The organism is Nocardia sp. NPDC004278, assembly GCF_053602975.1.
In genome coordinates this window covers 47153-61390 of sequence record NZ_JBSGEQ010000042.1, presented here as the reverse complement: position 1 = coordinate 61390, position 14238 = coordinate 47153, and the positions used below count along the sequence as shown (strand labels likewise).

The following is a 14238-nucleotide window of genomic DNA, read 5'->3' as shown; positions in this document are numbered from 1 at the left end:
GTGGTCGGGTGACGGGTGGGCATTCAGCGTCGCGCGGCGACTCCATGAGGGGCGGTGGTCGGGTGACGGGTGGGCATTCAGCGTCGCGCGGCGACTCGATGAGCGGCGGTGGTCGGGTGACGGGTGGGCATTCAGCGTCGCGCGGCGACGCCACCCAGCGGGGTGGCCGGGCGACGGGCGGCCTCGAACGCGTTCGGGAGACCCAGGCGCAGCGCCGCTCGCGCATGCGCACGCGGCTGCTGGACGCGGCGGTGGACAGTCTGGTCGAGGTCGGTTACGCGGGCACCACCACGCTCGAGGTGCAGAAGCGGGCCGGGGTGCCGCGCGGCACCCTTCAGCACCACTTCCCGACCAGGGCGGATCTGCTCGCCGGTGCCGTCGAACATCTTGCCGAGCGCCGATTCGCCCAGCTGACACGGGAATTCGAGGCCATCCCCGCCGAAGCGGACCGGCTCGAAACGGCCGTCGAGCTGACCATGCGCATGTTCACCGGGCCGACATTCTGGGCGGCACTGGAGATGTGGGTCGCCGCGCGCACCGATCCCGAACTGCTGGCGGCATTCCTGCCCCTGGAACATCGACTGTTCGACCTGATGCACAACAGCATTCGCGACATCTTCCGTCAGGAGTTTCCCGACGATCCGCGGGTGCCCACCATTACCGAATTCACCATCGAGATCATGACCGGGCTCGCCCTGCGGGTCCTGCTGACCGGTGACCTCGACCGCAACCGAATCCTGCAGCACCGCTGGCGAAATGCGGTGCGCATCCTGCTCGGCACGGCCGATCCGGCCACCCTGACCGAGCCGCGACCGGTCAGGGATGCGGACTGATCGTGTCCAGCAGAACCTTCGCGCATCCGGCCGGATCGTCGAAGAACGGGGTGTGGCCGCTGCCGTGCAGGGTGATGTGGCGGGCGTTCGGGAGTACGGTGCGTGCGCGCGAGCTCTGGGTGGCGTAGGTCAGTAGGATGTCGCGGTTGCCCCAGGCGATGGTGACGGGAATATTTGTCAGCGCGCCGATTTCGTGCAGCTTCGCATCAGTGAAGGAGGCGAGGGCGGGTTCGAAGCCGGGTGCGTCGACGCCGCCGCGCGCGGTATCGATGGCCACCTGCGTATCGATCGCCCACGGCTTGCCGAAGATCAGGGTAAGGAAGGCCGTGCGGCCTGCGGCGGTGCCCAGGACGGCCGACCAGATCGGACGCAGCGCACGCGCGAGCTGGCGGGACTTGCCGAGTGACTGCTGGCACCACACGCGGCCCGGGGTGTCCCAGAATCCGATCGGGGAGTAGGCCGTGACCGAGCGGGCCAGCCCACGCGCGCCGAGGTTCAGCGCGATGAGCCCGCCCATCGAATTGCCGGCCAGATGCGGCCGCTCGATGCCCTGTTCGGTGAGGAATTCGAGCAGCGCCTCGGTGAGGGTGTCGACGGTGGTGTGCGCGATCGGTGCCGAACTCCCGAAGCCGGGCAGATCGACGGCGATGACATCGAAGGATTTGGCGAGGGTGTCGATGATCGGCTCCCACACCTGCCAGCGGCTGCCGACCCCATGTACCAGCACCAGTGGTTCGCCCGCGCCGACCCGATGGTGGTTCAACGTCGTCATATTGCGACGGTAACAGCCGTGACCGGTCGTCGGACCGAGATTTCCGGCCAGCACCCCGACCGGATTTCCGCTGGCAGCCGGCCGAAACGTGGGTACGATAAATGGTATGGCAACGCGTAAGGTCACCCTTTCGCTGGACGAGGCGTCCTGGGCCTTCGCCGAACAGGCGGCGGCTCGCGCGGGGATGTCACCTTCGGCGTGGATATCCAAGGCCGCGCGTCGCGAAGCCGTACGGACCGGTGTCGGTCCGGTGCGCGATGTGACGGCCCAGGCCGCGGCGGACGAGGTGGAGCTGACCGCCGCCGAGGAGGAGATGCGTGCGCAGGGGTGAACTGTGGATCTATCACCCACACGGTTCGCCGCGGCGCCGTACCGTCGTGCTCATCAGCAGTGATGGCATCAACGAATCACCGAGACAGTGGCTGATCGCCGCCGAGGTCGTCGACGAGGATCCGCAGGACATCCTGTCCGTACCCGTCGAGCGGCACGGGTGGGTGCACGCCGGGAATATCGGCCGCATCTATCGCGGCTGGCTGGCCGAGCCCATCGATGAAATGGAATCGGATGCGCTGGAACGGTTGGATACCGCGTTGCGTGCGGCCATGGATCTTTGACCCTGCTCGGCCGATCCGGCTGCCCTCTAGTGTGTCTCCGGACTGGGAAGTCGCTCACTCGGCTACCGCCGCGTGCCGTACGGCATTATCGTTGCGGCGCCACGCGGTGGCCGTCACATGTGCAGACTGAACTGAGAAGAGGAATCAGGTGCGGACCTTCCTTATCGCCGCAGCGCTCGTCGCGCTGCCGGTATTGGCGGCGTGCGGTAACGACAAGGCCGCGGACCAGCCCGCGGTAACCCAGGCCGACCTCGCCAAGTCGCTACAGGACAAGGGCCTCAAGAACAAGGCGCTGGCCGACTGCGCCGCGAAACTCTATGTGGACCAGGGCATTTCGCAAGAGGGCCTGCGCAAGATGATCAGTGACGAATACGATGCCAAGGCCGCCGACCCGAATAACTTCGGCATGAGCCAATCGGATGCCGACAAGGCCCGCGAGGCCAACTCCAAGATCTTCACCGAATGCCGCGGGAGTTGAGCTGATCACTGCGCGGTCGTGTCAGTCCGTCAGTGTGATGGGCTCCCGTGGTGGCCCGGCGATCAGCAGATCTGCCAGTAGTGAGTGCAGGTCGCCGGGTACCAGTCGGTCATCGGTCGTGTTCAGCTCGGCCGAGGTCCACCAGTGGTGGCCGGTGATCGAGCCGCGCTCCTGCGCAGTGAAACCCGTTGTGTCGATGTCGAAACCGATGACGCGGGCGAGAAAGTAGTGCTCCTGCCAGTCGTAGTCGACGCCGTTGCGCGCGACGGTCAGGTGACGGCGCCACACCTCGGGGCCGAGTTGGAATTCGGCTAGACCGGTCTCCTCGCGCGCTTCGCGGGCCGCAGTCTGCGCCAGTGTCTCGCCCGGCTCGCGACCGCCGCCGACCGTGAACCAGAAGGTGTGGCCGTCGGATTCGTCGGTGCTGGACAACAGCAGTAGGCGGTCTCGTTCGTCGAGTAGGAGCAGTCGGGCGGAGATACGCGGAATCTGTTCGGCCTGTTCGGATTTCGAGTGCACGCGCCGTCCTCTCGATGGTCAGGCGACGATGATCAGGTCGACGTGTGCTGGCGAGCCTGCGGCCAGGGCCTCGGCAATTCGGATCGCCTTTTTGAGGGGGAGTACGTAGGTGGCTCGGGATTTGTCGGGGAACAGTGAGGTGGACCAGCGGCTGGTGCCGATGGTCACCTCGACTTTCACCGAGCCGAAACCGGTGGCACGAGGTGCGTACTTTTCCTCGATCTCATCCGCTATCGCCTCGGGTACATCGATGAAATGCCATGCGCCCTGGCCATGGTGTTCCCATACCTCCGCCGTGAAGGAGTATCGCGCGCCGGTCACTCCGTGACTGTAGCGATGGGCACCGACATCGTTGGCGGCCCTGGTCAGGCGGCTGGGCAGTGCGTCGAGGGGGCTGGGACGGTGAGATCGATGAGGTAGCGGTCGGCGGCGGAGGTGGTGCAGGGGGTGCGGCTGTAGATGCCATGGCCCCAGCCGTCGTAGGTGAGCAGGGTGGTGTCGGGGGTTTGGGCGGCTACCCGGGTTGCCCATTCGAGTGGGGTGGCGGGGTCGTGCCGACCGTTGAGGATGAGGATCGGCGGGGTGCCCTCGGTTCGCGGGCGGTGGGGGAGATTCTGCGGCGGGGTCGGCCAGCCGGAGCAGAGAGTGCCTGCGGCCCAGGCGAAATGGGCGCGCAGCGTGGGGGCGTTGGTGTTCTGCTCATGCCACTGCTGGGTCCAGGCATCTTGATCGGTGATGTCGAACTTCCAGTCCGCGCAGACGATTGTCTCCGGGGCTGGTGTCGACTCGCCCGATCGCTGGGCTGCGGCAGGCTGGGGCGAGGCTGGTGGTTGGGCGGTGAGAGCCTGTAGATCGGTGGTCAGACCGGGCCAATCGGGGCGGTAAAGCCGTTGTGTCACCTTGGTGCTCAGATCCATCGGGTCGAGCACCCGCTCCGGCTTGGCGAGGTCGCGCAGTTCCCCACGCCCGGCTCTGGCGAAGAGTTCGCCGTAGACCCGGTGCACGTCCGTGCCGTGCAGCGCGCACGTCACGTCGCGTTCGCACCACGCCGCGTATTCCTCGAAGGTGTCCTGTCCCGCACGCGCTTCGGATGCGAAGAAACCGCGTCCGTCGAGGCTGTGGTCATCCACGCTGTCCAGCAGCGACGCCCGCAGCCGCTGCGGGAACAGCTCCGCGTACGCCTGCGCGTACATGGTCCCGTAGGACCGGCTGTAGAGGCTCAGCTGATCCACCCCGAGCGCGACCCGCAGTGCCTCCACGTCACGCGCGACGCTCACGGCATCGAGATGATCGACCAGCGGCCCGGTATGTTCCCGACAGCTCGCCGCGAGATCCCTTGCATAGGAACGAACTTCGTCGATACGACCGCCGAGATCCGGCACCATATTCGGCCAGTGCCCAACCAGCCCGGCATCACAGCGCAGCGGATGGCTGCGCTTCACCCCACGCGGATCGAGGCTGATGATGTCGAATCGTGCCCGCAGTTCGGCCGAAAACTTCCCGCCCTTCAAGATGTCGTCCACACCGGAGCCCCCCGGCCCGCCGGGCAGCGAAACCAGCGTCCCCAGCTTCCGCGCCGGATCATCGGCCTTGTCCCGTACCACGGCGATATCGATCGTCGCGCCATCAGCATCGGCCCAGTCGACCGGCACAGCCACTGTCGCACAGTCGAATTCGGCATTCTCCTGACAGGGCCGCCAGTCCGGGCTCGGTGTCCGACTCGATGCGGAGGTGCAGCCGACCAAGGCGGCCGGTATCAGCGTGGCCGCCAGAGCAGCGCAGAACACAGTGCGGAAAACCATGACGCGATCCTCACCGCGCCGCCCGCCCACCCACATCCCTCCAGCGAGCCATCCCCCGCTCACACCCCAGTACTGGACTCCACCCCCCGCGAACGCTCGGCCACCCATTCGGATACGGCTTACGGCGGCCGCCCCGAACGGCCGAATCTGCAGCCGGGGAACGGCTTTCGTAATGGCAGCGGATACGAGCTGTCACATGTTCGGGTTCTAGCTGGCAGCCCTATCGGATACCCGGGCGACTCGAGTGAACGCCCTGGTCAGGGCTGGTATTTTGGTTGAGCCGATGACGGGAATCGAACCCGCGCTGTCTGCTTGGGAAGCAGAAGTTCTACCATTGAACTACATCGGCAGTGCGTTATGCGCGTTCGCGACTCTATCAGACCACGCGCTATGTCGGTCAACTTCCGTCCGCGGGGTCGGGCCGGGGCTCGGTTGGCGGCCCAGGGGCGGGTTTACGCTGGGTCTTTCCGCTCATGTTGGCGGGGTTCGGTGATCGTCAGGAGAGTCGACAGTTTCGAAGAACGCCGAAGATGGTGGGCACAGGATTCCTGCGTCCTGGGTCGCTTCGGTGTTGTCGGTGAAGGACGTCGGAACGGCTCCGGCCTATCTCATTCGTCGATGACGAGGATCTGTTCGGCATCGTAGGCGAATCGATGATGTTGCGCGCCCGGTGCTTTGGCATCGGCCGCGATCTCTTCGAGCAACTCTTACTTGCCTTGCGGTGATGCGATGGTCTGTGTCACGTGGCTGGCTTGCCCGTGCAGTCCCACCTGGGCGAATGCGCCGTGAGGTCACTGTCTGGCCGCTGAGCTACGCCCACATTTGCACAAATGTCTTGCACAAATCGCGGGCAGTCGACAATCGTGCGTCGACGCGGGCCTCATCGCGGAGATGATCGCCCGGCGACCGAACTCCACGCTGGTCACGCTCGATACCGATCATTTCGTACACAAGGGCGACCCCATCGGATTCGCCGAGGCAGTCCGAGAGTTCCTGCGGCAGGACTGAACTACGTCCGGCTCTGGGGCATTCGGGTGGTCTGCGCGGCGGGCGTCCCGGCTGCTCACCCTGCGGTGGCTGCGGAGCGTCTTCGAGCAGGCGCTACGCTCGTCGGCGTGCTGCTTTCCGATCGTGACATCCGTGCGGAGATCGCCGCTGGGCGTCTCGGCGTCGAGCCGCTGCTGGAAAATCTGATCCAGCCGTCGAGTATCGATGTGCGCCTGGACCGATTCTTCCGGGTGTTCGACAACACCCGCTACACCCATATCGATCCCGCGCGCCGCCAGGACGAGCTGACCAGCCTGGTCGAGCCCGACAATGGTGAGCCGTTTGTGCTGCATCCGGGCGAATTCGTGCTCGGTTCCACGCTCGAGGTGTGCACGCTGCCGAATGATCTGGCCGGTCGGCTGGAGGGCAAGTCGAGCCTCGGGCGGCTCGGTCTGCTCACCCACTCGACGGCGGGGTTCATCGACCCGGGCTTCAGCGGTCACATCACGCTGGAACTGTCGAATGTCGCGAACCTGCCGATCACCCTGTGGCCCGGTATGAAGATCGGCCAGCTGTGCCTGCTGCGCCTGACCAGCCCGGCCGAGCACCCGTACGGCAGCGCCACTGCGGGCTCGAAGTACCAGGGGCAACGCGGCCCGACTCCCTCCAGGTCCTACCTCAACTTCCCGCTGCCCACCTAGTACCAGGTTCTCGTGGGTCGGAAGTGACGGCGCGTTGCGGCCGGAATCCACAGCAGCGCGAGCACGATCACCGACAGCGTCCAGCCTGCCAGGAGTGCCGCGTGGGCTCCGCTGGAGGAGAACAACATCCAGACCACGAACCGGCCGATGAACTGACCGCCGAGCAGGAACGAGATCGTGATGCGCGCCCAGTTCCGCCCACGCACCACCGGCAGAATGAGCGCCGCATAGACCGGCCCGCTGATCAGGTGGAACACCGTGCCGACGTGCCAACCGAACGGCGGCCATAACAGCACGATGATGTGATCGATCGCATGGATGCCGATCCCGAGGGCGGCGATACGCACGGTTGTCGGTGTCCCGGACATGGCCGGAACGCTACGGAGCCAGCGTGGCACGGTATTGGACAAAACGGCCACGGAAGAATTCGCCCGATTCAAATGGCCCTCCACGTTGTACCGCCTGAGCCCGCGCGGCTTCGAACAACAAGTCTTCTGGGGACCAACTTTGAACGAGTCACTTCCGGATCCGTCGGCTCTGGGCCGGTCGCCTCCGGGTCGGCACGGCGGAGTGAGTTGCGGCTGGGGACTGTCTCTGGCGAGGGCCTCTGGATGGGTCGCGGCTGGACCAGTCACAACCGGGTGAGTCGCGGTGGGTGACTTGTCACGAGGGAAGTTGACCCTGGATGTATCGCCTCACGAACCGGCGCTCGACGAATTCGCCAAGCCGAGTAGGTGTCCGGGCGTTGTTCCGGCGAAGCGCTGGAAGTCTCGGCACAGATGGGATTGGTCGTAGAAACCGAAATCGCTGGCCAGAGCGCCTATTTCGATCTCGGGCATGACCGTCAGGGCGGCAAAGGCGTCCGAGAAACGCATCAGCGATGCATAGGTCTTCGGTGGCAGCCCGACCTGTTCGGTGAATCGTCTGCGGAAATGTCTTCGACTCCAGCCGGATTCGACGGCCAGGTCGGTGAGAGGCATTCTGCCCCCTGATATCCGCAGTTGGCGAACGGCCGACACGATCGTCGAGTCGGTCTCCGCTTGCGCCGATCGGTTCCGAAGATAATCGCCGACCAGCTCGAATCGCCGTGACCAGCTTGCCGTCTCCGCCAGCCGTTCGGTGAACCGCCGCGCCGAGTCGCCGAAGAGCTCGCCCAAATTCACTGCGGTATTGCGTATTTCATCGAGCGGCACCCCGAGTAGCCGCCGCGCCGCCAATGGCTCCAATTGCACCTGCACACTGCGCATCCGCCCGAAATGCTCGGCTGTGCCCGCCCGATCGTGCAACCCGATCACCAGTGCGGCCGGATCCATGGCCCGCCCCGCGAACGTACCCTCCATCGCGAAAACGATTTTCACCGTGCCACCCGGAATCTTGCGCCTGCGTACGGGTCTCGGCTCCAGCACATCGAAGCCGAAGCACCGGATCACATCGAGACCGGATAAGGCGGGGCCGTGCACGATGTGGCGGGCGTCGACCTGATAGGTCCCACGCAGATCCGCTGCCCTTTCGCTGCCCATTGGTCCACGGTAGATCGCGTGAACCGACCAAGAACGACCCACCGAGTCCGCCCCTGTCGACTGCCAGTTGAGGGGCGGACTCGGCAGGTCCGGCGCCGAGCGGCGGGGACCGACGACGCATTCAGTCCCCGCCGCCCGCCCCCACCGCGAGGGCCGTCGTGATGATGACGGATAGCGGTGGGAGCGTGTCGCCGCGACTCGGTGGGTTGACCCAGAAGCACCCTTCCCGGGTCCACCGGCCGAGCCCGGTCGGCAACATCACGGCACTGCCGATGGCGGGTATGCCGATATCGAGACGGTTCAGCACCTCCAATACCTGCGCGCCCGGCCGACTGTCCGGCTCGGCAAGGAAGCTCCAGCGGATCTGCCTGGCCAGCATGGGGCCCCTCGTCCCCTGCTGTTCCAGTGCGGCCCTGACCTTTTCGGCCCGAACCGTTGGCAGGTGGACAACGCAGACCCGGCCGGTGATGGGCAGCATCACGAATCCGCCACGTTCGGTTACCGGTAGTTCGAATTCGTGCCGGTAGAAGGCCGCCCAGTCGTCGACCGTCCTGAGTTTGTCCGCATTCACAACCACTCCTTGCCTCCTCCGTTCAAGGGTCCTGCGCGAGACGACGATTCGGCTATGTCCACCTGCCCGCCTTCCACTGCCATTCCGCTGCCCCTGATAGCGGAATGCTTTTGGATGTGGCCGCACTCACAAACCGCTCGTACCCTGGGAAGGAGTTCGTTCGGAAGGGATGACACCGTGGTCCGGCACTGGTCAGGTAGAGAGGCCCGTGCGCTTCGCGATGCCAGGCGGATGAGTATCCGAGAGTTCGCGGCACACCTGGGAGTGCACGAGCGCCTGGTATCGAAGTGGGAGGCCGGTGGCGCGCGGGTCCATCCACGCCCGATCAACCAAGCCGCCCTCGATACCTCGCTGGCCAGGTCCGACGATGTTGTGCGGGCACGGTTCGCGGCCATGATCGATCAGCCGGCAGTCGATCGACCGGCCGAGCCCGGATTCGACAGGCGGGCCGACGCATCGGCCCGCGCCAGCTATTCCAGTGACGCGGATCTTTTGGCTCTCATAGACGCCGGTGCGGTGAGAGGTGATGCGTTAGCAGCGATTTCAGAGAGGGATCTGATCATGGCGGCTGCCCACGAGGCGAGCGAGCACGCCGGGAAGGCAGAGAGTACCAATGTGGGTGCCACCACCTTGGAACAGCTCGATGCCGATGTCACGCGCATCGCGAATGATTACGTGCACGTCCCACCGGTGCCGATGATGGTGGAGATGCTGCGAGTCCGACGCCGGGTGTACCGGCTGTTGGAAGGACATCAGCGCCCCGCCGACACCAGCCATCTCTACCTGCTGGCGGGCACACTGTCGGGACTACTCGCCAACGCGAGTACCGACCTCGGGTACTTCGATGCCGCGGGCGAGCAGATCAGAGCGGCCTGGGCCTACTCGGAACTGTGCGGACACAACGGATTGCGCGCCTGGACCCGCGGCATGCACGCGCTCATCGAATACTGGTCCGACCGGCCGCGCCGCGGCGTACTGCTCGCGCAGAGCGGGCAGGAGTTCGCCGAATCGGCCACGGCCAAGGTTCGACTATTGAATATCGAGGCCAGGATCTGGTCTCGATTGGGCAGTCATGCCGATGCCGACCGCTGCATTCGCGCCGCGGACGACGCCCGCGAGGCGTCCGAGAGCGACAGCCTGCACGACGAGGTCGGCGGTGTCTTCGGCTTCAACGAGGCGAAGGCCCACTACTACGCGGGCGCGACCTATATCCACCTCGGCCAGGCCGAACCCGCACTGGCCGCGACCCAGCGGACCATCGAGCTGTATGCGAACGGCCCCTCGGAGCAGCGCTCCTACGGCGCCGAAGCGTTGGCCCGGGTGGACAATGCCGCGGCGCATCTGATCAATGGAAGTCTCGACGGCGCGGCCGCCGCACTGGTTCCGGTGCTCGGGCTCGCCGAGGACAAGCGCATCGCGCAACTCGAAGAACGGCTCGTCGGCGTACGGCGGCGGATCGCGGGACCGGCGTTCCGCGATGCGGTGGAAGCGCGCTACCTCGATGAACGGATCGAAGAATTCTGCGGATCCACTGCGGCCAAAGGCATCCCGCCGGGTGGTTCGTCCGCCTGATCCGGGCTCTGCCGTACCCGTCGGATCGGGGCGGGCATGGTGTCGCGCATACCGGTCGGTTCAACCCCCTGTGACGTGGATTAACTGGTTGCATGGGATGGCACCATAGGACGGGTGAGTCCAAGCCATCTCCCGCATCACCCGCCGCGCACGCTGGAGCAGTCCACCAAGCTGCAGAATGTCCTCTACGAAATTCGTGGACCGGTACACGCGCATGCGGCACGGCTGGAGGCGGAGGGGCATCGCATCCTCAAGCTCAATATCGGCAATCCGGCCCCGTTCGGATTCGAGGCGCCCGATGTGATCATGCGCGACATCATCGCCGCGCTGCCGTATGCCCAGGGGTATTCGGAGTCCAAGGGCATCCTCTCGGCCAGGCGCGCCATCGTGACCCGCTACGAACTGGTCCCAGGCTTCCCCGAACTCGATGTCGATGACGTCTATCTGGGCAATGGTGTCTCCGAGCTGATCACCATCACCATGCAGGCGCTGCTCGACAACGGTGACGAGGTGCTGATCCCGGCGCCCGACTATCCGCTGTGGACCGCCATGACCAGCCTGGCCGGCGGCACCCCGGTGCACTACCTGTGTGACGAGTCCAATGGCTGGCAGCCCGATATCGCCGATATCGAATCGAAGATCACCGCCAAGACCAAGGCGCTGCTGGTCATCAATCCGAACAACCCGACCGGCGCGGTGTACTCCACCGAGGTGCTCCAGCAGCTGGTCGACCTGGCGCGCAAACATCAATTGCTACTGCTGGCCGATGAGATCTACGACAAGATCCTCTACGACGATGCCAAGCACATTTCGCTGGCGACGCTCGCGCCCGATCTGCTCTGCCTGACCTTCAACGGACTGTCGAAGGCCTACCGGGTTGCGGGCTACCGCTCCGGCTGGCTGGCGATCACCGGACCCAAGGAGCATGCGGCCGGTTTCCTCGAGGGTATCGATCTGCTCGCCTCGACCAGGCTTTGCCCGAATGTTCCCGCGCAGCACGCGATTCAGGTGGCGCTCGGCGGACATCAGAGCATCGAGGATCTGATCCTGCCCGGCGGGCGACTGCTGGAGCAGCGCGATGTCGCGTGGGAGCGGCTGAACATCATCCCGGGCGTGTCGTGTGTGAAGCCGAAGGGTGCGCTCTACGCGTTCCCGAAGTTGGATCCGAACGTCTATGAGATCCACGATGATTCGAAGCTGATCCTGGATCTGCTGCTGCAGGAGAAGATCTTGATGGTGCAGGGGACCGGATTCAATTGGCCGCATCATGATCATCTGCGGATCGTCACGCTGCCGTGGGCACGCGACCTCGCGGTCGCGATCGAGCGCTTCGGGAACTTCCTGTCGAGCTATCGGCAGTAGGGGATAGCGACCGGTCGGTCGGTAAATGCCCTGCTCTAGCGCGTTTCGGGCAACCGCGTCGCCCCGCTTCGGGGTTCAAAACATACTCTGCGTACGAATAGTTGGGAGTTTTAGTTACTAGCTAGCGCTAAACGAGACTTTTTGTGTACAGTCTCTCTTGGCACTTCGAGTGCCCGGTCAAGTTGTCTACCCCCCCTGGACAACCTGACCTCGGGTTAGGCTGCCTACCCCCCTGGGCGCCAACCTGCGGGCGGCGGAGACATCCCCCTGCTCTCCGCCGCCCCCTCCCGCTTTCTCCACCGAATACCGCATCGCGCAGCGATTCGATGAGGGGTGGTGGCTGGGTGACGGGTGGTGGGCAATTTACCGACGCCAGGTCGTTCGATGTCCGGTCCGCGAAACCGATCTTGAAAATGAAATCCGTTAAGCTCGCACCCGGGACGACAGACGAAAAGGTAGGAGTCCGGTGAGCCAGCGACCGACAACACCACGCGTCTCGCGCACTGCGGGGACGAGCGCCGAGGCGGCGTCATGAGTGACCATCATCACCACCATCACCACGACCACTCGGGCCCCATTGCCATCGGAGCGACTGCCGCCCGCGTCGTCATCGGGCTGCTCGCCGCGATCGGTGTCGTCGTCGTCATCGCCGCCATCGTGCTGTGGCCGAGCAGCCAGCACATCGATATCCCGCTGCCGATGCAGAACGCGGGCGGCGGCGCGGTGCAGACCGAGGCTGGAACCGTGGTGCTGCAGGATGTCGGTGCGTGCGGCAGCAGTTCGATCGGCAAGGTGTTCATCGATAAACCCGAACAGCCGCGTGCCGCTGGCTATACCTGCCAGCGCAGTCTGATCAGCATCGATTCGGGTCCGCACAAGGGCAATCGCACCCTGTTCGAAATCGCGCCCGGCCCGGGGCAGCCCGATCTGCACGCCGGTGACCACATCCGGATCGTCCGCCAGACCGATCCGAGCGGAATGCCGCTGTATTCGTTCGAGGACTACTCCCGCGGGCTGCCGCTGACGCTGATCGTGCTGGCCTTCGTGGTCGTGGTCATCGTGGTCGCGCGCTGGCGCGGCCTGCGGGCGCTGCTCGGCTTGGGCTTCGCCTTTGCGGTGCTGGTGCTGTTCATGCTGCCCGCGCTGCTGGACGGCAAACCCGCGATCCCGGTCGCGCTGGTCGCGGGTGCGCTGATTCTGTATGCCGTGCTCTATCTCGCACACGGTGTAAATCTGCGGACAAGTTCGGCGCTGCTCGGCACCCTGACGTCGATGATCGTGGCGGCGGTGTTGTCGTGGGTGGCCATCAAGATCACGAATCTGACCGGGCTGTCCGAGGAACAGAACACCAACGTCGCCACCTACATTCAGCACGTCAGCATTACCGGTCTACTGCTGGCCGGCTTCATTATCGGCTCGCTCGGTGTGCTCAACGATGTCACCATCACCCAGGCGTCGGCCGCCTTCGAACTCGCTGCCATCGACGAATCCGCCTCGCGCCGCGAGATCTTCGCCGCCGCCATGCGCGTCGGCCGCGACCATATCGCGAGTACCGTCTACACCCTGGTCCTGGCCTACGCGGGCGGCGCGCTCCCATTGCTGCTGCTGTTCAGCGTCGCGGGCCGCTCCATCCGCGACGTTCTGACCGGTGATGCGGTCGCCATCGAAATCGCTCGCTCCTCGGTCGGTGGCATCGCGCTGGCCCTGTCGGTCCCGCTGACCACCGCCATCGCGGTCATGCTCGCGCGTCCGTTCGGTCGTAAGCCCGAACCGGTGACCCCCGCCCGCCGCCACTCTCGGCGTGCGAAGTCCGAGTCGACCGGCCCGGCCCGGCGCTCCGGAGGTTCGTCGCGTTCGTCCGCATCATCCAACCCGTCCGGCATCGCGGTCGCGACCGATCCGAGAGATACCGGACGCCAGCGGATCTCGGATCAAACCGGGGATGAGTCGGGCACCGGCTCGCACAGGCAGGTCTCCCGGGACTACGAGTCGGGTACCGGCTCGCACAGGCGGGTCTCCCGGGACAATGAATCGGGTACCGGCTCGCACAGGCGGGTCTCCCGGGACAATGAGTCGGGTACCGGCTCGCACAGGCGGGTCTCCCGGGACGGGCAACCGAATCCCCGGGCATACGAACGCAATCGCAGCTACCGGAGCGATCCGCAACCGCACGAACTCGATTACGACACCGGCCCCCGTGGCTATCGCACCCCCGACCCCCGCGGCTACGAAGGCCACTGGGGCGACGACAGTTCCGGTCCCCGCAGGTAACCGCCGCTATCGCGGTCGACGACCACATACGAGGTCACCGCACAAGCGATCGCGCACGCGCCGTAACCATGGCACATGTGTCGCGATCAAAGGCACAGTGCATCCAGCTCGATCGGACCAGGCGCGACTCACCCCGACCCGGCACGACACCTCTCGTGGTAGTTCCACGCTCCGCCCGACTTCGCGCCCTGCCTGACTTCGCGCCCTGCCCGACTTCGCGCCCCGCCTGACTTCGC

The 14238-nt window shown here is 65.4% G+C and carries 14 protein-coding genes, 1 tRNA gene and 1 pseudogene; 8 read left to right on the top strand and 8 right to left on the bottom strand.

Annotated elements, in window-relative coordinates:
* Positions 1-833: TetR/AcrR family transcriptional regulator (locus tag ACWEO2_RS38100; RefSeq protein WP_452409806.1), on the top strand; the 833-nt coding region annotated here is incomplete at its 5' end.
* Here the strand turns inward: ACWEO2_RS38100 and ACWEO2_RS38095 are convergent.
* Positions 817-1605, bottom strand: a complete 789-nt coding sequence (locus ACWEO2_RS38095) for an alpha/beta fold hydrolase (protein ID WP_452409805.1) — start codon at positions 1603-1605, stop codon at positions 817-819. The two genes, ACWEO2_RS38100 and ACWEO2_RS38095, sit on opposite strands and share 17 nt — an antisense overlap.
* A gap of 106 nt (positions 1606-1711) precedes the next feature.
* Between ACWEO2_RS38095 and ACWEO2_RS38090 the strand changes: the two genes are divergently transcribed.
* The 3 genes from ACWEO2_RS38090 (at position 1712) to ACWEO2_RS38080 (ending at position 2697) form a co-directional block, all read left to right on the top strand.
* Positions 1712-1936, top strand: a complete 225-nt coding sequence (locus ACWEO2_RS38090; RefSeq protein ID WP_452409804.1) for a hypothetical protein — start codon at positions 1712-1714, stop codon at positions 1934-1936.
* On the top strand, positions 1923-2219 hold the full coding sequence (locus ACWEO2_RS38085; RefSeq protein ID WP_452409803.1) for a hypothetical protein: 297 nt from the start codon (positions 1923-1925) through the stop codon (positions 2217-2219). The genes ACWEO2_RS38090 and ACWEO2_RS38085 overlap by 14 nt, the downstream gene beginning before the upstream one ends.
* A gap of 148 nt (positions 2220-2367) precedes the next feature.
* Positions 2368-2697: a hypothetical protein gene (locus ACWEO2_RS38080; protein ID WP_354954852.1), complete on the top strand. Its 330-nt coding sequence runs from the start codon at positions 2368-2370 to the stop codon at positions 2695-2697.
* A 21-nt stretch (positions 2698-2718) separates the two neighbouring features.
* Here ACWEO2_RS38080 and ACWEO2_RS38075 read toward each other — a convergent pair whose 3' ends face one another.
* From ACWEO2_RS38075 to ACWEO2_RS38060, 4 genes are all read right to left on the bottom strand, one after another.
* Complete coding sequence (locus tag ACWEO2_RS38075; protein WP_452409802.1) at positions 2719-3216, bottom strand: NUDIX hydrolase; 498 nt, start codon at positions 3214-3216, stop codon at positions 2719-2721.
* Positions 3217-3234: 18 nt separating this feature from the next.
* Positions 3235-3537 (bottom strand): DUF1905 domain-containing protein, encoded by a 303-nt coding sequence (locus tag ACWEO2_RS38070; RefSeq protein ID WP_452409801.1) that lies wholly within the window; start codon positions 3535-3537, stop codon positions 3235-3237.
* 44 nt (positions 3538-3581) lie between these two features.
* Positions 3582-5018, bottom strand: coding sequence for an alpha/beta hydrolase (locus ACWEO2_RS38065; RefSeq protein ID WP_452409800.1), 1437 nt, complete (start codon positions 5016-5018; stop codon positions 3582-3584).
* Positions 5019-5296: 278 nt separating this feature from the next.
* Positions 5297-5367 (bottom strand) — tRNA-Gly (locus tag ACWEO2_RS38060).
* 766 nt (positions 5368-6133) lie between these two features.
* Here ACWEO2_RS38060 and dcd point away from each other — a divergent pair.
* Positions 6134-6706 (top strand): dCTP deaminase, encoded by a 573-nt coding sequence (gene dcd, locus ACWEO2_RS38055; RefSeq protein WP_452409799.1) that lies wholly within the window; start codon positions 6134-6136, stop codon positions 6704-6706.
* On the opposite strand, the gene ACWEO2_RS38050 is transcribed toward dcd, so the two are convergent.
* The 3 genes from ACWEO2_RS38050 to ACWEO2_RS38040 all read right to left on the bottom strand — a co-directional run bounded on the left by ACWEO2_RS38050 (position 6703) and on the right by ACWEO2_RS38040 (position 8797).
* Complete coding sequence (locus ACWEO2_RS38050; protein ID WP_452409798.1) at positions 6703-7074, bottom strand: hypothetical protein; 372 nt, start codon at positions 7072-7074, stop codon at positions 6703-6705. The genes dcd and ACWEO2_RS38050 overlap by 4 nt on opposite strands.
* 327 nt (positions 7075-7401) lie before the next feature.
* Positions 7402-8226: a helix-turn-helix domain-containing protein gene (locus tag ACWEO2_RS38045; RefSeq protein ID WP_452409797.1), complete on the bottom strand. Its 825-nt coding sequence runs from the start codon at positions 8224-8226 to the stop codon at positions 7402-7404.
* A gap of 121 nt (positions 8227-8347) precedes the next feature.
* Entirely contained in the window at positions 8348-8797 is a 450-nt protein-coding gene (locus tag ACWEO2_RS38040; protein ID WP_354954828.1) for a hypothetical protein, read from the bottom strand.
* Positions 8798-9028: 231 nt separating this feature from the next.
* Here ACWEO2_RS38040 and ACWEO2_RS38035 point away from each other — a divergent pair, with 231 nt between their 5' ends.
* The 3 genes and pseudogenes from ACWEO2_RS38035 to ACWEO2_RS38025 all read left to right on the top strand — a co-directional run.
* Positions 9029-10369, top strand: a complete 1341-nt coding sequence (locus ACWEO2_RS38035) for a helix-turn-helix domain-containing protein (RefSeq protein WP_452409796.1) — start codon at positions 9029-9031, stop codon at positions 10367-10369.
* A gap of 105 nt (positions 10370-10474) precedes the next feature.
* Positions 10475-11731 carry a pyridoxal phosphate-dependent aminotransferase gene (locus ACWEO2_RS38030; RefSeq protein WP_355183286.1) on the top strand — a complete coding sequence of 419 codons (1257 nt, stop codon included), beginning with the start codon at positions 10475-10477 and terminating at the stop codon, positions 11729-11731.
* Between the two features lie 531 nt (positions 11732-12262).
* Positions 12263-13531: pseudogene (locus ACWEO2_RS38025) on the top strand (YibE/F family protein); the annotation flags it as partial.
* Positions 13532-14238: the final 707 nt, after the last annotated feature.